Source organism: Streptococcus sp. SM5, assembly GCF_027497975.1.
Window position 1 is genome coordinate 77009 of sequence record NZ_JAJNSC010000014.1, and the last position, 18554, is coordinate 95562.

The 18554-nt window shown below is 38.3% G+C and carries 18 protein-coding genes, 1 tRNA gene and 1 rRNA gene; 18 read left to right on the forward strand and 2 right to left on the reverse strand.

Annotated features, from left to right (window positions below; translation table 11 throughout):
• Positions 1 to 32 precede the first annotated feature (32 nt).
• The 15 genes from PAN07_RS11255 (at position 33) to PAN07_RS11325 (ending at position 15099) form a co-directional block, all read left to right on the forward strand.
• The gene (locus tag PAN07_RS11255; protein ID WP_158086149.1) at positions 33 to 1460 is read left to right on the forward strand and encodes an AAA family ATPase; all 1428 of its coding nucleotides are present in this window, start codon (positions 33 to 35) and stop codon (positions 1458 to 1460) included.
• Positions 1447 to 2472, forward strand: a complete 1026-nt coding sequence (locus tag PAN07_RS11260) for a DUF4435 domain-containing protein (RefSeq protein WP_158086150.1) — start codon at positions 1447 to 1449, stop codon at positions 2470 to 2472. Before PAN07_RS11255 ends, PAN07_RS11260 begins: the two co-directional genes overlap by 14 nt.
• Before the next feature lie 248 nt (positions 2473 to 2720).
• Positions 2721 to 3941: a DNA cytosine methyltransferase gene (locus PAN07_RS11265; RefSeq protein WP_078352915.1), complete on the forward strand. Its 1221-nt coding sequence runs from the start codon at positions 2721 to 2723 to the stop codon at positions 3939 to 3941.
• A gap of 70 nt (positions 3942 to 4011) precedes the next feature.
• Positions 4012 to 5589: a hypothetical protein gene (locus PAN07_RS11270; protein ID WP_180374746.1), complete on the forward strand. Its 1578-nt coding sequence runs from the start codon at positions 4012 to 4014 to the stop codon at positions 5587 to 5589.
• 132 nt (positions 5590 to 5721) lie between these two features.
• Entirely contained in the window at positions 5722 to 6309 is a 588-nt protein-coding gene (gene rpoE, locus PAN07_RS11275; RefSeq protein WP_000418409.1) for a DNA-directed RNA polymerase subunit delta, read from the forward strand.
• A gap of 236 nt (positions 6310 to 6545) precedes the next feature.
• Complete coding sequence (locus tag PAN07_RS11280) at positions 6546 to 8153, forward strand: CTP synthase (protein ID WP_084926156.1); 1608 nt, start codon at positions 6546 to 6548, stop codon at positions 8151 to 8153.
• Between the two features lie 119 nt (positions 8154 to 8272).
• Positions 8273 to 9349, forward strand: coding sequence for an N-acetylmuramoyl-L-alanine amidase family protein (locus PAN07_RS11285; protein WP_192855174.1), 1077 nt, complete (start codon positions 8273 to 8275; stop codon positions 9347 to 9349).
• A gap of 236 nt (positions 9350 to 9585) precedes the next feature.
• Positions 9586 to 9885, forward strand: a complete 300-nt coding sequence (locus PAN07_RS11290) for a DUF4651 domain-containing protein (RefSeq protein WP_001815024.1) — start codon at positions 9586 to 9588, stop codon at positions 9883 to 9885.
• Positions 9882 to 10199 carry a thioredoxin family protein gene (locus PAN07_RS11295; protein ID WP_000615781.1) on the forward strand — a complete coding sequence of 106 codons (318 nt, stop codon included), beginning with the start codon at positions 9882 to 9884 and terminating at the stop codon, positions 10197 to 10199. Before PAN07_RS11290 ends, PAN07_RS11295 begins: the two co-directional genes overlap by 4 nt.
• A gap of 15 nt (positions 10200 to 10214) precedes the next feature.
• Complete coding sequence (gene ytpR, locus PAN07_RS11300; RefSeq protein WP_033687657.1) at positions 10215 to 10841, forward strand: YtpR family tRNA-binding protein; 627 nt, start codon at positions 10215 to 10217, stop codon at positions 10839 to 10841.
• A gap of 41 nt (positions 10842 to 10882) precedes the next feature.
• Entirely contained in the window at positions 10883 to 11644 is a 762-nt protein-coding gene (locus PAN07_RS11305) for an SDR family NAD(P)-dependent oxidoreductase (RefSeq protein WP_020903140.1), read from the forward strand.
• Between the two features lie 76 nt (positions 11645 to 11720).
• Positions 11721 to 12116 carry a single-stranded DNA-binding protein gene (locus tag PAN07_RS11310; protein ID WP_000282467.1) on the forward strand — a complete coding sequence of 132 codons (396 nt, stop codon included), beginning with the start codon at positions 11721 to 11723 and terminating at the stop codon, positions 12114 to 12116.
• Positions 12117 to 12271: 155 nt separating this feature from the next.
• The gene (groES, locus tag PAN07_RS11315; RefSeq protein ID WP_000917323.1) at positions 12272 to 12556 is read left to right on the forward strand and encodes a co-chaperone GroES; all 285 of its coding nucleotides are present in this window, start codon (positions 12272 to 12274) and stop codon (positions 12554 to 12556) included.
• A gap of 15 nt (positions 12557 to 12571) precedes the next feature.
• Positions 12572 to 14194 (forward strand): chaperonin GroEL, encoded by a 1623-nt coding sequence (gene groL, locus PAN07_RS11320; protein ID WP_084861832.1) that lies wholly within the window; start codon positions 12572 to 12574, stop codon positions 14192 to 14194.
• A gap of 137 nt (positions 14195 to 14331) precedes the next feature.
• On the forward strand, positions 14332 to 15099 hold the full coding sequence (locus PAN07_RS11325; protein ID WP_084861830.1) for an epoxyqueuosine reductase QueH: 768 nt from the start codon (positions 14332 to 14334) through the stop codon (positions 15097 to 15099).
• 71 nt (positions 15100 to 15170) lie between these two features.
• Here the strand turns inward: PAN07_RS11325 and PAN07_RS11330 are convergent, their stop codons facing one another.
• Together PAN07_RS11330 and recX are read right to left on the reverse strand one after the other, a co-directional pair.
• The gene (locus PAN07_RS11330) at positions 15171 to 15704 is read right to left on the reverse strand and encodes a DUF402 domain-containing protein (RefSeq protein WP_000775316.1); all 534 of its coding nucleotides are present in this window, start codon (positions 15702 to 15704) and stop codon (positions 15171 to 15173) included.
• An 88-nt stretch (positions 15705 to 15792) separates the two neighbouring features.
• A complete protein-coding gene (gene recX / locus PAN07_RS11335; protein ID WP_084861828.1) occupies positions 15793 to 16569 on the reverse strand; it encodes a recombination regulator RecX in 777 nt (258 codons plus the stop codon).
• Between the two features lie 37 nt (positions 16570 to 16606).
• Here recX and rlmD point away from each other — a divergent pair, with 37 nt between their 5' ends.
• From rlmD to PAN07_RS11350, 3 genes are all read left to right on the forward strand, one after another.
• On the forward strand, positions 16607 to 17959 hold the full coding sequence (rlmD, locus tag PAN07_RS11340; protein WP_084861826.1) for a 23S rRNA (uracil(1939)-C(5))-methyltransferase RlmD: 1353 nt from the start codon (positions 16607 to 16609) through the stop codon (positions 17957 to 17959).
• A 63-nt stretch (positions 17960 to 18022) separates the two neighbouring features.
• A tRNA-Glu gene (locus tag PAN07_RS11345) sits at positions 18023 to 18094 on the forward strand.
• A gap of 242 nt (positions 18095 to 18336) precedes the next feature.
• Positions 18337 to 18554 (forward strand): 16S ribosomal RNA (locus tag PAN07_RS11350); the annotation flags it as partial.

Genomic DNA, 18554 nt, shown 5'->3' on the forward strand with positions numbered 1-18554 from the left:
TTTGTGGTATAATAGGGCGAATGGAGGTTTATATGAGAAGCATTAAAATACAAGGATTACATGATTCTAAGACGGTAAGTATACATTTTAATAATGCTATTAATATTTTTGTAGGAGAGAATGGTGTTGGTAAGACTACTGTTTTAAATATTTTATACTATTTATTAAGTGGTAACTATATTGAACTTAAAAAAATTAATTTTACAACAATCTCTATTGGATTTGATGAACAAGAGATAATTGAATTCTCAAAAGATGAAGTATTGGATTATATAGATTCTCCTTATGAAGATGAGATTTATTTGAAGTATTTATCATGGGAATTTAGAAATCTAGATTTCAGTAGTGTACTTAAAGCAAAAAGTATCCGTGGTGATGATATTGTATTTAAGAGATGGGCAAGAGATATAGATAAATCAATTATTGCCGAAGTAAAAAATTCTACTAATTTTAAAGATTTAAACTTGAGAGAATTGCACTCTAAAAATAGAGATACATCTAAAATGCCTTATAATTATTTTGTATATTGTATAGCAACTATATATGATAATTCACATATAAGTCATTCAAGTATTAGTGAGTATGTTAATCCTTTTAAAACTTTTGTTAGTAGAATAGAGGCTTTTAAAAAAGATAAAAAAATATTATACTTTCCGACTTATAGGCGAATTGAAGAAGAGATTTTTGCAAACAATGATATTACTAATTTACCATTCCGTGAAGAAATAAAAGAAAATTTGATTAATTTTGGAATGGAAGATGTCAAAAAACAGATTGACAATATTTTATATGGTATAAAAACAGTTACAAGCCAAAACTACGAACAAATGACAACAGGTTTATTAAATGAATATACTACGGATGATGATTTTGAATTTTCAGAACTGGAAAAATCTGATCCTGAAACAATTAGAATTGCATTGAGCCGTTTAGGTAGTAAAGTTGAAAAGAGAACAATTGATATTATTATAGATAAATTTAAAAAAGATAGTTTTTCAAAGGATAAAGATAAGTATCTTATGAATCTATTAAACAAAATTTTGGAAAATTATTCAAAATTAAGTGATATAGATAATAGAATTAAACGATTTGTTGATGTCGTAAACAAATACTTCATTAATAAAGAGTTTGTTTACAATCAGTCCTCTTTAGACATAGCTATTTATTCCAGAGAGAAGAAAAAAATTGAATTAAATCAACTATCTTCTGGTGAAAAACAATTGGTATCTATTTTTTCAAAAGTACTATTAGAAGATAAAGAAATTATTGTATTATTTGATGAACCAGAGTTGTCATTGTCAATTGAATGGCAAAAAGAATTCCTAGTGGATATCTCCAACTCTAATTCCTTATTCTTTCTAGTCGCAGTTACACATTCTCCTTTCATATTTGAAAACCTATTTGATAATGTTTCTGATTTTGAAGTTTTTAGTGGAGATAAGAATTATGACGAAGAATAGTCGAGCAGAGGAGATGAGAGAAAAATCTAAAAATGCGGCATCTGCATGGCTTGATTTTTCTCAAAGAAAAAATAAGAATATGGATATCTATCATTTCTTTTTTGAAGGCTATGATAGATTCTATTACTTTAATAAATTCAAAGAGGTTCATTATAGTTTGTTGAAAAGCTATCCTTTGTGTAATCAGTATGAATGTGGTGGAAAAAGCGAAGTTTTAAAAGTACATCAAAAAATTTGTAGAGAAGAATCATTGATTCCTAAAAATCAATTATTATTTTTTATAGATAAAGATTACGATAATGTAGGTTCATTGCAACCTTGTTATGAAGGAGTCTATCAAACCGATTTTTATTCAATAGAGAATTTTTATACTTCCTCTGAAGTCATTAAGAGAATTGTAGAGGAAGAAATTGGATACAATCGAGGAAGTATAGAGTTTAATGAATTAGTATCTAAATATGAAAAATTGCACCAGAGTTTTATTGATAAATTAACTGACTATAATTTATTCAGCATGTTGTGCATAAAATATGGTTTTCAGTTGAAATTTGAAGAATTCAATATTATTAATTGTATAATCATAAAAGATTTTTCTATAGAACTTATTAATGCGGGTATCGATGGGAAACCATTATATGATATAGATATTGACTATTTAATTACACGTTATGAAATTCAGTTAGTAAAAAAAATACGTAAGTTAAAAAATGAAGGTAATGATGTTAGTCGTTTCATAGGTCTATTAAATCTTTTTAAGTGTAAAAAAAGAGGTATTAAAAGATTTATCCAGTATTATAAACAAACTGAATCTTTTGATATTAATTACTTTTTTAGAGGAAAAGAAGATTTCAAATTTTTAGTTAATTTTCTTAGACAAACAGAATTTTCTTACGGATGTAAAACAAATTTATCTTTAAATTCTCCTGAAAAAACATTATTGTCTCATCTAGCAAAGCATGCAATTACTTCTCCTAGTTTGTTATCTTATTTTGAAGAAAAAATATCCAAATAATATTTTTTGATAATCTAAAATAAAGTCGTTAACAAATGTATATGTATTACTAAAGTTCTTAATTTAATAATTATTTAAAGTAATTCATAATGAACATTATTGCTCATAAAGCTGAATTTAGTATATAAGTTGATTATATAAATTTTAGATACAAGTTTACAAAAAAAGAATACAATATATTTTGAAAATCATTACTTTTTAACAAGATTTCATACTAAATGATAAGATTCTAGAAAGCAGGTTACTACATGACAAATTCTGTAAGTTCGAACCGACCTGAGAAGTACAACATTGCAGCCTTCTTCTCAGGTGTTGGGGGAATTGAGTTGGGATTTGAACAGACCAACGAGTTCAGAGTGGTGTATGCCAATGAATTTGATAAGTATGCGCGTCAGACTTATCAGTTAAACCATCCAGATACCTATTTGGATGGTCGTGATATTCACGATGTTCAGCCAGAGGACATCCCAGCTGAGCGCGTGGATGTGATTATGGGAGGTTTCCCTTGTCAGGCCTTTAGTATTGCGGGTTATCGCAAGGGCTTTGATGATGATCGTGGCGATCTTTTCTTCGAATTGCTTCGTATGATTGAGGGATGTAAACCTCGTGCCATCTTTATCGAAAACGTCAAGAACATGGTTGGTCATGACCACGGCAATACCTTCAAGGTTATTCGTGAAGCCTTGACCGAGAACAACTATTTCATCAAGTGGAAGGTTCTCAACGGAAAAGACTATGGAAATATCCCACAAAACCGTGAGCGGATCTACATTGTTGGCTTTGATACTAAGGAAGCTTATGACTTGTTTGAATTCCCAGAGGAAATCAAGCTGACGACTTCTCTTCAGGATGTGATTAACTTTGGTGATAAGCTAGACGAGGTTTACTACTACCGTGAAGGCAAGCAGAATTTCTACGACCAGTTGAAATTTGAAGTCACCAGTCAAGATACGGTTTACCAGTGGCGCCGTCAATATGTCCGTGAAAATAAAAATGGTGTTGTCCCTACTTTGACAGCCAATATGGGAACAGGTGGACATAACGTTCCATTAATTTTGACAGACAGTGGTGAGATTCGTAAGCTGACACCTAAGGAAACCTTTAATGTTCAAGGTTATCCTAAATCTTTTAAAATCCCTGAAGAGGTTTCCAATGGTCAGCTATATAAGCAGGCTGGAAACAGTGTGGTTGTTCCTGTGATTAAACGCATCGCAGGAAATGTTGCCAAGGCTTTGAACGAAAGCCAAGGAAAATCTCAGCTTGATCGTTCAGGAAAATTCGCCATTATCTACACTAAGATGAGTGGTCAATTTGAGGGCCAGTCCTATGTCAAGGATTTTGTAGATAGCTATGACCAGGCTCTTGAAAAAATCAAGTCTTATGACGATGGTCTAGCCCTTCTGTCCGGTGAAGATTATTTAAAATTGGTAAAAAAACGAGGAAATCTCGAATTTTACAGTATTAATTAACGAATATATAAGAGGGTTAGTGAAAAACTAATCTTCTTTTGATATACTGAAAATAGAAAAGAGGGTGCTTATGTGGGAACATCTAAAGTCTGAACAAAAAGACAAATACAAAACTTTAATTACCAACTTCGCTAGTTTGAGCCAAGCTTTCTCTCAAAAGGCAGAATCAGAAGATGAGGGACAAACAGAGAATTATGTTGCTCCGATTGTTAATTCTAAATTTCAAGAAACAGTCTTCCAGAAGGCTTTTAATGCGGTTGGGGAAGATATTGCAAATACCTCCTATGATGCCTCTGTCGTTGTGGATGAAAATCATAAATACTTAGTGGGAATTAAGTCTTTTGGGATTAATTCTGGAGACCAAAAAATCGCTCAGTTTAAGAAGGACTCTCAAGATTGGACGGACTTATTGGGTGATATCAAATTCCATGCAGATATATCAGCAGATAAAGAAACAGCAGACAAGAAAAACTATCAACGCTATGAAGAGTTGGCACGAAAGATTGCGACCTTAAGAAATCAGAGAATCGAATCTTCTAAGGCACAAATCAAGGGATTTAGTTCGGACTCGGTCAATGTTGAAGCAGTTTATCACGTTCTGATGCCGACACCTAAGGGAGAAAATCCTAAGATTTTTGTCGGTGAAACATCTTATTTGCCAGTTGATATTGATAATCTGGTCATTGAAGGATCAACCACCAAAAACAATCCAACCAATTTTCGATTTACGGATGGGCAACACCACTACAAGTATACAGCGGCTGACAGCCAGCTCCACATGACTTTTAACAATAAAGACATTGTGGTAGATACTTGGGATGTCCATTATATTGAAGATCCTTTTTCTCTCTTTGAAAACCTTCATTTACTGACAGCTGAAAAGGATAAAACCGATATCTTAGAAACAGTGTCTTGGGTTATTACAGACAAACATGGAAATGTGGAAGAAAACTCTGGTTTCAATGCCTTTAACGGAGGATCAAAACTAGCTAAGAAAGATCGTCTGCCACGGATTCTAAAGATTCAGGAAAAATTCAAAGACAGTCTGACTCCAGAAGAACTAGCCTTTGTGACTTTTTCTTTAGAAGAAATTCTATTGAAAAAATGGACCAGCAAGGAAGAAAAAGCTCAGATGAAGCCTATTCGCGAGGACTTGATTAACTTTGTCCACGAGACTGGTAATGAAAAGCTCATTAAAGAAATTGAGCAGTTAGTGTACCGTCCAGTTAGTGAAGTTTACATTCCTCTGCCTGACTCCAAAAATTTCCACGATGAAAGACCAGACTTCTTTGGTTCTGGATTTGGGACCTTTGAACCTGGAACTAAAAAATTGGCTTTATCTAAAGAAGAAAGAACTTTTAAACTACGCTTTTTATCTTCTGGGGATGTTATTAACGCCTATATAAATCAAGAAGCTGGAAAGGCAATTCAGTCAACTGATAAGCAAGAAATCCTCGGGAATTGGATATTACGTGGCGTTTTCCAGTTGAAGGAACGTGAAGTCTTGACAGGTCAACGACTCAATGAGCTGGAAATCAACGGCATTCGTTTGACTAAGTTTAAAAATGGGGAAATTGGTATTGAATTTATCTGGATTGATACCGAAACCCCACCTCACGATGCCATCGGCTGGGTAGCGAAGAAATAAAAGTCCTATCACTTTCCCCCCCCCTTAACCTTTGACTATTCCGTAAAATTATCGTAAAATAAAGAGTAAATGATAAAATGAGGTCAGAGTCTGTTCGCTCTGGCGATAGTAGTATAAATGAGGAGAAACGCTTTGGAATTAGAAGTATTTGCTGGGCAAGAAAAAAGTGAACTATCTATGATTGAGGTAGCGCGTGCTATCTTGGAACTTCGTGGTCGCGACCATGAGATGCATTTTAGCGATCTTGTAAACGAAATTCAAAACTACCTTGGAACATCAAACAGCGATATCCGTGAAGCCTTGCCTTTGTTTTACACAGAGTTGAACTTTGACGGTAGCTTCATCTCACTTGGAGACAACAAATGGGGTCTTCGTTCATGGTATGGTGTGGATGAAATCGATGAAGAAATCATCGCTCTTGAAGAAAATGACGACGATGAAGTAGCACCAAAAGCTAAGAAAAAACGTGTCAATGCCTTCATGGATGGCGATTCAGATGCCATTGACTACAATGCAGATGATCCAGAAGACGAAGATGCATACGAAGCAGATCCAGCTCTTTCATATGATGATGAAAATCCAGATGATGAGAAAAATGAAGTGGAAGCTTACGATGCAGAAATCAACGAAATCGCTCCTGATGACTTGGGTGAAGACGTGGATCTCAACGAAGAAGACGACGAGTTTTCAGATGATGATACTGAAAACATCGAGGAATAAAAGTTAGCTATTGACAATTATCCTATTTTTAGGTATCATATTGTTCGGGCACCTCTTTTAGAGGTCGGGGCTCCCTAGTTCTTAGGGAGCTATTTTTGTTTTTTCAAGAAGTTATCTTCTTGTATTTTGGTTGTGAATCTGGTGCAGTCGTTCCAGATTATTCTTATTAGTAGGGTCTTGTTTTCTATGTCCCCTCGTAGTTGACAAGACCTTGAGCATTTTAGAAAGAGGAATCTATGTCAACGAAATATATTTTTGTAACTGGTGGTGTGGTATCGTCTATTGGGAAAGGGATTGTCGCAGCGAGTCTGGGCCGTCTCTTGAAAAATCGTGGTCTCAAAGTAACCATTCAAAAGTTTGACCCTTATATCAATATCGATCCGGGAACTATGAGCCCTTACCAGCACGGGGAAGTTTTTGTGACAGATGACGGAGCTGAGACAGATTTGGACTTGGGTCACTATGAACGTTTCATCGATATCAATCTCAATAAATATTCCAACGTGACTACTGGTAAAATTTATAGTGAAGTTCTTCGTAAAGAACGCCGTGGAGAATACCTTGGGGCAACTGTTCAAGTTATTCCTCATATCACAGATGCTTTGAAAGAAAAAATCAAGCGTGCCGCTCTAACGACAGACTCTGATGTCATTATCACAGAGGTAGGTGGAACTGTTGGGGATATCGAGTCCTTACCATTCTTAGAGGCCCTTCGTCAGATGAAGGCAGATGTGGGGGCGGATAATGTTATGTACATCCATACAACCTTGCTTCCTTACCTCAAGGCCGCTGGTGAAATGAAAACCAAACCAACACAACACTCTGTCAAAGAATTGCGTGGATTGGGAATCCAACCAAATATGTTGGTTATTCGTACAGAAGAGCCAGCTGGTCAAGGAATTAAAAACAAACTGGCCCAGTTCTGTGATGTGGCACCAGAGGCTGTTATCGAGTCTTTAGATGTCGAACATCTTTACCAAATTCCATTGAATTTGCAGGCACAAGGTATGGATCAAATTGTCTGTGACCATTTGAAACTAGACGCACCAGTAGCGGATATGACAGAATGGTCAGCTATGGTGGACAAGGTCATGAACCTTAAGAAACAAGTTAAGATTTCCCTTGTTGGTAAGTATGTTGAGTTGCAAGATGCCTACATCTCAGTGGTCGAAGCCTTGAAACACTCTGGTTATGCCAATGACGCAGAAGTTAAAATCAATTGGATCAATGCCAATGATGTGACGGCAGAGAATGTGGCAGAGCTTTTGTCTGCTGCGGACGGAATCATCGTACCAGGTGGTTTTGGCCAGCGTGGTACTGAAGGGAAAATCCAAGCCATTCGCTATGCGCGTGAAAATGATGTTCCAATGTTAGGTGTCTGCTTGGGAATGCAGTTGACTTGTATCGAGTTTGCTCGTCATGTTTTGGGGCTTGAAGGTGCTAATTCTGCAGAGCTTGCACCAGAAACAAAATACCCTATCATTGATATCATGCGTGATCAGATTGACGTTGAGGATATGGGGGGAACCCTTCGCTTGGGACTTTACCCATCTAAGTTGAAACGTGGCTCTAAGGCAGCAGCTGCTTACCACAATCAAGAAGTGGTGCAACGCCGTCACCGTCACCGCTATGAGTTTAACAACGCCTTCCGTGAGCAGTTTGAGGCAGCAGGCTTTGTCTTCTCAGGAGTTTCTCCAGATAATCGTTTGGTAGAAATCGTGGAAATTCCTGAAAATAAATTCTTTGTAGCGTGTCAGTATCACCCTGAACTGTCAAGCCGTCCAAATCGTCCAGAAGAACTCTACACTGCCTTTGTGACTGCAGCAGTTGAGAACAGTAATTAGCAAGACCAAAACCTTTGAGAACAATCTCAGAGGTTTTTTGCTTGCATATTTAGGATATGAGTTGCAAAATAAAAACATAGTGATATAATTAACATAACAACGACTAAGAAGGAACTACAATGAAAAAAATCACATTATTTGGTTTGTCTCTAGCTGGTCTAGCTTTGCTTGTTTCACCTCATTCAGGGCAGGCATTTGAGCTTAAAGAAGAATGGGTTGTTAAGTGTGGAGTACAGTATCAAGATGGCAAGATTCTTCGGTTTAACAATGGTCATGAAGTGGATATCAAAGTCTTGGATTTGCCAAAAACCGAGAAAATCGAGTGGACGGTTAGTCTCAATGGTCAAGATCAGACTGTCAATTTCCTAGGTCAAGAAAAGGATAAGTCTATGATGGGTGTAGAGGGGCGTTACCTGAATTTTTACGTACCTTATGGCTATAGAGGAGATATCAAGGTCGAGGCTAAGAGCGGAAACGAAGTGAAGACCTGGTCAACGAAAGTTGTGGATGATATTCATAATGATAGTGGAAAGAGAGGTTACTATCGTATTGAAGAATCAAATGATCAATACACTTACCTCGATGCTAAATGGGATTATCAAACCAAGACTTACACTGCTACCTTACCAGAGACTGTCAATAGTCAAAAAGTTTTTGCTTGGGCAGATTATGACAATGGCGAGTTGAAACTTGAAAAACTAAAAACTATCAGTCATAAATATGATGATGGAGGATCTTTCAAAGAACTTTATCCAATTGTAAAAGTAGAAAGCTGGTTAAAATCAAACCAAAACTGGTACTATCAAAAACAAGGTCAATTAGTACAGAATGCTTGGGTTAAAGACAAGGGAACTTGGTACTTTATGAATGATAAAGGAGTCATGTTCAATCAAACTTGGCTCTATCAAGGTGGTAACTGGTATGCCTTTAAATCATCAGGAGCCATGGTTGCTAGTGATTGGCTTTACGACCAAGGCAAGTGGTACTATTTATCAACTTCAGGAGCCATGAAAGCAAGCACTTGGATTTATGACAAGGGAGAATGGTATTATGTAAGTTCTTCTGGTGCCATGCTAGCGAATAATTGGGTCAAAGACAATGGTAAGTGGTATTATCTAGCTTCATCAGGTAAGATGCTTCGCAATACCTACACACCTGATGGTTACTACGTTGGCAACTCAGGTACCTGGCAATAAGAATAATACTCTTCGAAAATCTCTTCAAACCACGTCAGCTTCATCCACAACCTCAAAACGCTGTTTTGAGCTGACTTCGTCAGTTCTATCTACAACCTCAAAGCAGTGCTTTGAGCAACCTGCGGCTAGCTTCCTAGTTTGCTCTAGTATAAGAAGTCCTTTTTCTTTAAGGAAGGGGCTTTTTACTTGCTTTTCTGCTGCTTCCTCATTTGTCCTAAAGCCTTTTTTGTGTTAAAATGAATGGTATGAAAGCTAAAAAAATGTGGATGGCAGGTCTGGCTCTGCTTGGTATTGGAAGCCTTGCCCTTGCTACGAAAAAAGTTGCAGATGACCATAAGCTCATGAAGACTCAGGAAGAGTTGACAGCGATTGTGCGAGACCATTTTTCAGACATGGGGGAAATTGCGACCCTCTATGTTCAAGTCTATGAAAGCAGTCTAGAGAGCTTGGTTGGTGGCGTCATTTTTGAGGATGGCCGTCATTATACCTTTGTCTATGAAAATGAAGATCTAGTCTATGAGGAGGAAGTCTTATGATACAACCAGCAAGTTTAGAAGAATTAGCATCTTTGGTGGAAAAAGAGGGCAAGAAGGTCTTTCTTTTTGTGGCAGACTGGTGTGGCGATTGTCGTTATATCTATCCTGCCTTACCAGAAATTGAGGAGACCAATCCAGAGTTCACCTTTATTCGAGTGGATAGAGACCAGTATATGGATTTGGCCAAACTCTGGGATGTATATGGAATTCCTAGCCTTGTTGTTCTAGAAAAAGACAAGGAAATTGGTCGTTTTGTTAATCGCGACCGTAAAAGCAAGCAACAAATTAACGACTTTTTAGCAGGACTGAAATAGGAGAAAAAGGAAACAATGATTTTTACATATAATAAAGAATATGTCGGTGATGTCCTTATGGTCATCGTGAAAAATAGCGGAGATGCCAAACTGGATGTGGAGCGCAAAGGCAAGGTAGCCCGTGTTTTTCTAAAAGATAATGAGGAAACAGTGGCTTGGAATATTTTTGAAGTTTCAAGTTTATTTGAAATTGCAGAGCGCGGTCAAGTATTTTTGACAGATGAGCAAGTCGCTCGTTTGAACCAAGAATTACAAGCGGAAGGTTTTGCAGAAGAAATTGTCAATGACAAGGAACCTAAGTTTGTTGTTGGTGAAATTGTTGAGATGGTAGCCCATCCAGATAGTGACCACCTCAACATCTGCCAAGTTGCAGTCGCAAGTGACAAGACAGTGCAAATCGTTGCAGGGGCTCCCAATGCGCGTGTCGGGTTGAAAACCATTGTGGCTCTTCCTGGAGCTATGATGCCCAAAGGCAATCTTATTTTCCCAGGTGAGCTTCGTGGCGAAAAGAGTTTTGGCATGATGTGTAGCCCTCGTGAATTGCATTTGCCAAATGCTCCGCAAAAACGTGGTATTATTGAATTATCAGAAGACCAAGTTGTCGGAACTCCATTTGATCCAGCTAAGCACTGGACTGCCTAAGAAGTTGTTAGTATCTGATAGACCAGCTAGAAGGAAATAAGATGGCAAAAAATGTTGTGATTACAGGAGCGACATCAGGTATTGGTGAAGCAATTGCGCGTGCTTATCTGGAGCAGGGTGAGAATGTCGTTCTAACAGGACGACGGACAGATAGACTAGAAGCTCTTAAGTCGGAGTTTGCAGAAGTCTTTCCAAATCAAACAGTTTGGACCTTTCCACTAGATGTCACGGATATGACTATGGTGAAGACTGTCTGCTCCGATATTTTAGAAACGATAGGTCAGATTGATATTCTGGTCAACAACGCCGGTCTGGCTCTAGGTTTAGCACCTTATCAGGACTATGAAGAGTTGGATATGTTGACCATGCTGGATACCAATGTCAAAGGTTTGATGGCAGTCACTCGCTGTTTCTTGCCAGCAATGGTAAAAGCCAATCAAGGACATATCATCAACATGGGGTCAACCGCAGGAATCTACGCCTATGCGGGTGCCGCTGTTTACTCAGCTACCAAGGCTGCGGTTAAGACCTTTTCAGATGGTCTGCGAATTGATATCATTGCAACGGATATCAAGGTGACAACCATTCAACCGGGGATTGTCGAAACAGATTTTTCGACGGTACGTTTTCACGGTGATAAAGAACGAGCTGCGTTCGTTTACCAAGGAATCGAAGCCTTGCAAGCTCAGGATATTGCAGATACAGTAGTCTATGTGACCAGTCAACCTCGTCGTGTGCAGATTACAGATATGACCATTATGGCAAATCAACAGGCGACAGGATTTATGGTTCATAAAAAGTAAAAAATTTCCTCGAAAAGTTACAAATTTCTGTAACTTTTTTGATTTCCTACGAATAGATAAGTAGGAGGAAGAAAATATGTATAATAAAGTTATCATGATTGGACGTTTAACGTCTACACCAGAATTGCATAAAACCAACAATGACAAGTCAGTAGCGCGAGCAACTATCGCTGTAAATCGTCGTTACAAAGACCAAAACGGGGAACGCGAAGCTGATTTTGTCAATATGGTCCTATGGGGCAGACTAGCAGAAACTTTGGCAAGCTACGCAACCAAAGGTAGTCTCATTTCCGTTGATGGGGAATTGCGTACCCGTCGTTTTGAGAAAAATGGCCAGATGAACTACGTGACCGAAGTACTTGTTACTGGATTCCAACTCTTGGAAAGTCGTGCTCAACGTGCCATGCGTGAAAATAATGCAGGACAAGATTTGGCGGATTTGGTTTTGGAAGAGGAAGAATTGCCATTTTAAGCATTAAAAAGTCTGAGTTGGTCTCAGGCTTTTTATCTTGAGAAAGTCAGACTTTTTTCTTGACTATTTCTGACCAAGTGATACAATAGAACTATAAATTAGCACTCATATATAAAGAGTGCTAATAATATGTAGTTCATCATGGAGGAAAACAGATGTTGAAACCATTAGGAGACCGTGTGGTCTTGAAAATCGAAGAAAAAGAACAAACTGTTGGAGGTTTTGTCCTTGCAGGTTCAGCTCAAGAAAAAACAAAAACAGCCCAAGTTGTGGCTACTGGACAAGGTGTTCGTACCTTGAACGGTGACTTGGTTGCTCCAAGTGTTAAAGCTGGAGACCGTGTCTTAGTTGAAGCTCATGCAGGTCTTGATGTCAAAGATGGCGATGAAAAGTACATCATCGTAGGCGAAGCTAACATCTTGGCAATCATTGAAGAATAGAAGGAGAAAGTAAGTATGTCAAAAGAAATTAAATTTTCATCAGATGCCCGTTCAGCTATGGTTCGTGGTGTCGATATCCTTGCAGATACTGTTAAAGTAACCTTGGGACCAAAAGGTCGTAACGTTGTGTTGGAAAAATCATTTGGCTCACCCTTGATTACCAATGATGGTGTGACCATTGCCAAAGAAATTGAATTAGAAGATCATTTTGAAAATATGGGTGCCAAATTGGTATCAGAAGTAGCTTCAAAAACCAATGATATTGCAGGTGACGGAACGACAACTGCAACTGTCTTGACCCAAGCAATCGTCCGTGAAGGCATCAAAAACGTTACAGCAGGTGCCAATCCAATCGGAATTCGTCGTGGGATTGAAACAGCAGTTGCAGCAGCAGTAGAAGCCTTGAAAAACAACGCCATCCCTGTTGCCAATAAAGAAGCCATTGCTCAGGTTGCTGCCGTATCTTCTCGTTCTGAAAAAGTCGGCGAATACATCTCTGAAGCCATGGAAAAAGTTGGCAAAGATGGAGTCATCACTATCGAAGAGTCACGTGGTATGGAAACAGAACTTGAAGTTGTGGAAGGAATGCAGTTTGACCGTGGTTATCTTTCACAGTATATGGTAACAGATAGCGAAAAAATGGTAGCTGACCTTGAAAATCCATACATTTTGATTACTGATAAGAAGATTTCAAATATCCAAGAAATCTTGCCACTTTTGGAAAGCATTCTCCAAAGCAATCGTCCACTCTTGATTATTGCAGATGATGTGGACGGCGAAGCTCTTCCAACTCTTGTCTTGAACAAGATTCGTGGAACCTTTAACGTAGTAGCAGTTAAGGCACCTGGTTTTGGTGACCGTCGCAAAGCCATGCTTGAAGATATCGCCATTTTAACAGGCGGAACAGTTATCACAGAAGATCTTGGTCTTGAGTTGAAAGATGCGACAATTGAAGCTCTTGGTCAAGCAGCGAGAGTAACTGTGGACAAAGATAGCACTGTTATCGTAGAAGGTGCTGGAAATCCTGAAGCGATTTCCCACCGTGTTGCAGTTATCAAGTCTCAAATCGAAACTACAACATCTGAATTTGACCGTGAAAAATTGCAAGAACGCTTGGCGAAATTATCAGGTGGTGTAGCGGTTATTAAGGTCGGAGCTGCAACTGAAACTGAGTTAAAAGAAATGAAACTCCGCATTGAAGATGCCCTCAATGCTACTCGTGCAGCTGTTGAAGAAGGAATCGTTGCAGGTGGTGGAACAGCCCTTGCCAATGTGATTCCAGCCGTTGCTGCCTTGGAATTAACAGGAGACGAAGCAACGGGACGTAATATTGTTCTTCGTGCCTTGGAAGAACCTGTTCGTCAAATTGCCCACAATGCAGGTTTTGAAGGCTCTATCGTTATCGATCGTTTGAAAAATGCCGAGCTTGGTACAGGTTTCAACGCAGCAACTGGTGAATGGGTCAACATGATTGATCAAGGGATTATCGACCCAGTTAAAGTGAGTCGCTCAGCTCTACAAAATGCAGCATCTGTAGCCAGCTTGATTTTGACTACAGAAGCAGTAGTAGCCAATAAACCAGAACCAGTGACCCCAGCTCCAGCAATGGATCCAAGCATGATGGGCGGCATGATGTAAGTTTTCTGTAGATAGTAACTTATAAAAAACACAAAAGGAGGGAATGCCCATCCCTCCTTTTTATGCTATTGACTTCTAAATAGATTTGAGCTCTCCTAACTTATATGATAAAATAAGATTAGAAAAAGGAGAAGAACATGATCGATGTAGAAGAAATTCTGAGCAAGATGAACCCCAATCAGAAGATTAATTATGACCGTGTCATGCAGAAGATGGTACAAGTATGGGAGAAAAATGAGCAGCGGCCAACCATTCTCATGCATGTTTGCTGTGCCCCTTGCAGTACCTATACTCTAGAATATTTGACTAAGTATGCAGACGTGACCATTTATTTTGCCAATTCTAATATCCATCCCAAGGCAGAATACCATAAGCGTGCCTATGTGACTAAAAAGTTTGTCAGTGATTTCAATGAGCGAACTGGCAATAACGTTCAATACCTAGAAGCTCCTTATGAACCTAATGAATATCGTAAACTGGTTCGAGGTTTGGAAGAAGAACCTGAAGGTGGCGACCGTTGTAAGGTTTGCTTTGACTACCGCCTGGATAAGACAGCGCAAGTGGCTATGGATCTGGGCTTTGATTATTTTGGCTCAGCCTTGACCATTAGTCCTCATAAGAATTCTCAAACCATTAACAGCATCGGAATCGATGTGCAAAAAATTTATACAACCCACTATTTTCCAAGTGATTTCAAGAAAAATCAGGGCTACAAACGTTCAGTAGAGATGTGTGAGGAGTATGATATCTATCGTCAATGTTATTGTGGCTGCGTCTATGCAGCCCAGGCTCAGAATATTGACCTGGTTCAAGTTAAGAAGGACGCCACAGCGTTCATGCTTGATAAGGATGTTGAAAAAGACTATTCCCACATCAAATTTACTGTTACGAAATTAGATATATAGAAATTAATCCAGCTGAAAAGCTGGGTTTTTCAAATAAAAAAAACCAGGGCTCTCACCCCAGTTTGACAACTTTACCGATTCTTTAGTTCTACATAGCGCTTGTACCAAATGTTTACATAGGCTTCTGAGAAAGGACCACGTCCATTGTTAATCCAATCAACAAGAATTTTGACATGTTCTTTTAAAATATAGTCCAAATCATCAGAATAATTCATTTTGCGTTTGTGACGCTCATACTCCTCAACGTCCAAGAGACGTTTTTCCCCATCTGTAAAAATTTTAACATCCAAATCGTAATCAATATACTTCAGAGCTTCTTCGTCCAGATAGTAGGGGCTGGCCATATTGCAATAGTAGGAAATCCCATTATCACGAATCATGGCAATGATATTAAACCAATATTTCTTGTGAAAGTAAACAATAGCCGGTTCTCGAGTGACCCAACGACGACCATCACTTTCGGTAACCAGTGTATGATCGTTGACACCAATAATGGCGTTTTCTGTTGTTTTTAGTACCATGGTGTCCCGCCAAGTTCGGTGGAGACTCCCATCATGCTTATAACTTTGAATTGTAATAAAGTCGCCTTCTTTTGGAAGCTTCATAACTAACCAACTTTCTACAATTTATAAGTTTATCGTTTACTATTGTACCATAAAATTACCTAAAATCTGTGAATTTTACATGAAAATATTAAAGATATTCTCTGAGAGCGCTTGCTATATCCGAAAAATCGTAGCCTTTTCGTGCTAAAACTTGAGTTAAACGCTGTTTAAGTTCGTATCCTTCATATTTTCGGACATACTTGGCATATTGCTTATCCAGTTCCTTGAAGATGAGTTCCTGAGTCGTTTCTTGGTCAACTTGACTATCCAACTGATCAAAGGCACTTTTAGTATCAGAGTAAGAGAATCCTTTGTTGGTCAAGTTTTGGATAATCTTATCTTGCAAGGCACGAGCTGGAAGTTTTCCTTCATATTTTTTCAAGAGTTTATTAGCTACACGTTGAGCAACTTCCGAAAAATCAAAATCATTCAAGATTTCTTCTATAGTAGATTTTGAAATTCCTTTTTGTGCTAATTTCTGAGTCAGTATATAAGGTCCCTTGTCTCCTGAAAGTTGATTGGCATTGATGATAGCATAAGCGTACTGGCTATCATTAATCCACTTATCTTCTTTAAGATTAGCAATGACTTGAGAAACTATTTTTTCATTAATATCATATTTTTTTAGATATTCTCTGACCTCTTTTTCAGTACGTGCTTTAAAGGATAGGTGGTAGAGGGCTAGATTCTTACCATAAGAAAATTGGGCAAAGTCCTGAATTTCCTTCAATTCCTCTTCGCTTATCACCTTATCTCTCGATAACATAAAACGAACAATTGTATCTTCAGAAATGTAGCATTTGTCACCATTATCAAGCTCTATCAGATAGAGTCTTTTTTTCTTTTCAAGTTTTGTGATTTTCATAGTTCTATTATAACTCAAAATGTGATAAGATAGGGGTATGAATCTGAAAGTGAAACAAAAAATACCATTAAAAATTAAGCGTATGGGAATTAATGGTGAAGGAATCGGCTTTTATCAAAAAACCTTAGTCTTTGTACCTGGAGCTCTCAAAGGTGAAGATATCTATTGTCAGATTACTTCCATTAAACGTAACTTTGTAGAGGCAAAATTACTGAAGGTCAATAAGAAGTCTAAATTCCGTGTTGTGCCAGCTTGTACTATTTATAATGAATGCGGAGGATGCCAAATCATGCACCTGCATTATGATAAGCAGCTGGAGTTCAAGACGGACCTACTTCACCAAGCACTGAAAAAATTCGCCCCTGCAGGATATGAAAACTATGAAATTCGTCCAACTATTGGAATGCAGGAACCAAAGTACTACCGTGCTAAGTTACAATTTCAGACTCGAAAATTTAAGAATCAGGTCAAGGCGGGCTTATATGCACAAAACTCTCACTATTTAGTAGAGTTGAAAGACTGCCTGGTACAAGACAAGGAAACCCAAGTGATTGCTAATCGTCTAGCAGAATTGCTTACTTATCACCAGATTCCAATCACCGATGAAAGAAAAGTTCTAGGTGTTAGAACTATTATGGTCCGACGAGCAAGAAAGACTGGACAGGTTCAGATTATTATTGTTACAAACCGTCAGCTTAACTTAACCCAACTTGTAAAGGACTTAGTTAAAGATTTTCCAGAAGTTGTGACAGTAGCTGTTAATACAAATACAGCTAAAACCAGTGAGATATATGGTGAAAAGACAGAGATTATCTGGGGAGAAGAGAGTATTCAAGAAGGTGTACTCGACTATGAATTCTCACTATCCCCTAGAGCTTTCTATCAGCTGAATCCTGAACAAACAGAAGTCCTCTATAGCGAGGCGGTAAAAGCGCTGGATGTTGATAAAGAAGACCATTTGATTGACGCTTATTGTGGAGTTGGAACGATTGGATTTGCCTTTGCAAAGAAAGTTAAAACCCTCAGAGGTATGGATATTATTCCAGAAGCCATTGAAGATGCCAAGCGAAATGCTAAAAGAATGGAATTTGATAATACTCATTATGAAGCTGGAACAGCAGAGGAGATTATTCCTCGTTGGTACAAGGAAGGCTACCGAGCAGATGCTCTGATTGTGGACCCACCACGTACAGGTCTGGATGATAAGTTATTAGATACTATTCTTACTTATATACCAGAAAAAATGGTTTATATTTCTTGTAATGTTTCGACCTTGGCTCGTGATTTGGTAAAGTTAGTAGAAGTCTATGATCTTCATTATATTCAGTCGGTCGACATGTTCCCACATACAGCTCGAACTGAAGCTGTTGTAAAATTAATAAAAAAATAGAAAAAAGGTGTTGACAAAGTTAGAAAAGTCGGTATAATAGTAAGAGTTGAAAATAGCAACTCTGGTCCGTTGGTCAAGGGGTTAAGACACCGCCTTTTCACGGCGGTAACACGGGTTCGAATCCCGTACGGACTATGGTATGTTGCAGATGGCACACTTGATGAAAAAAGATTTAAAAAAGTTTCAAAAAAGTGTTGACAAGCGAAAGCGGCTGTGATATACTAATATAGTTGTCACTTGAGAGAAGCAAGTGACAAAGACCTTTGAAAACTGAACAAGACGAACCAATGTGCAGGGCACTATAACTAAGGTTATAGTACTGAACAATGAAAAAACAATAAATCTGTCAGTGACAGAAATGAGTGAGAACTCAAACTTTTAATGAGAGTTTGATCCTGGCTCAGGACGAACGCTGGCGGCGTGCCTAATACATGCAAGTAGAACGCTGAAGGAGGAGCTTGCTCTTCTGGATGAGTTGCGAACGGGTGAGTAACGCGTAGGTAACCTGCCTGGTAGCGGGGGATAACTATTGGAAACGATAGCTAATACCGCATAACAGTAGATGTTGCATGACATTTGCTTAAAAGGTGCAATT

Excerpts from the sequence above, each read along its gene's own strand:
- PAN07_RS11255 (WP_158086149.1), top strand. The coding sequence starts at position 33 with ATGAGAAGCATTAAAATACAAGGATTACATGATTCTAAGACGGTAAGT.
- PAN07_RS11260 (WP_158086150.1), top strand. The coding sequence starts at position 1,447 with ATGACGAAGAATAGTCGAGCAGAGGAGATGAGAGAAAAATCTAAAAAT.
- PAN07_RS11265 (WP_078352915.1), top strand. The coding sequence starts at position 2,721 with ATGACAAATTCTGTAAGTTCGAACCGACCTGAGAAGTACAACATTGCA.
- PAN07_RS11270 (WP_180374746.1), top strand. The coding sequence starts at position 4,012 with ATGTGGGAACATCTAAAGTCTGAACAAAAAGACAAATACAAAACTTTA.
- PAN07_RS11280 (WP_084926156.1), top strand. The coding sequence starts at position 6,546 with ATGTCAACGAAATATATTTTTGTAACTGGTGGTGTGGTATCGTCTATT.
- PAN07_RS11285 (WP_192855174.1), top strand. The coding sequence starts at position 8,273 with ATGAAAAAAATCACATTATTTGGTTTGTCTCTAGCTGGTCTAGCTTTG.
- PAN07_RS11290 (WP_001815024.1), top strand. The coding sequence starts at position 9,586 with ATGAATGGTATGAAAGCTAAAAAAATGTGGATGGCAGGTCTGGCTCTG.
- PAN07_RS11295 (WP_000615781.1), top strand. The coding sequence starts at position 9,882 with ATGATACAACCAGCAAGTTTAGAAGAATTAGCATCTTTGGTGGAAAAA.
- ytpR (WP_033687657.1), top strand. The coding sequence starts at position 10,215 with ATGATTTTTACATATAATAAAGAATATGTCGGTGATGTCCTTATGGTC.
- PAN07_RS11305 (WP_020903140.1), top strand. The coding sequence starts at position 10,883 with ATGGCAAAAAATGTTGTGATTACAGGAGCGACATCAGGTATTGGTGAA.
- PAN07_RS11310 (WP_000282467.1), top strand. The coding sequence starts at position 11,721 with ATGTATAATAAAGTTATCATGATTGGACGTTTAACGTCTACACCAGAA.
- groES (WP_000917323.1), top strand. The coding sequence starts at position 12,272 with ATGTTGAAACCATTAGGAGACCGTGTGGTCTTGAAAATCGAAGAAAAA.
- groL (WP_084861832.1), top strand. The coding sequence starts at position 12,572 with ATGTCAAAAGAAATTAAATTTTCATCAGATGCCCGTTCAGCTATGGTT.
- PAN07_RS11325 (WP_084861830.1), top strand. The coding sequence starts at position 14,332 with ATGATCGATGTAGAAGAAATTCTGAGCAAGATGAACCCCAATCAGAAG.
- PAN07_RS11330 (WP_000775316.1), bottom strand. The coding sequence starts at position 15,704 with ATGAAGCTTCCAAAAGAAGGCGACTTTATTACAATTCAAAGTTATAAG.
- recX (WP_084861828.1), bottom strand. The coding sequence starts at position 16,569 with ATGAAAATCACAAAACTTGAAAAGAAAAAAAGACTCTATCTGATAGAG.
- rlmD (WP_084861826.1), top strand. The coding sequence starts at position 16,607 with ATGAATCTGAAAGTGAAACAAAAAATACCATTAAAAATTAAGCGTATG.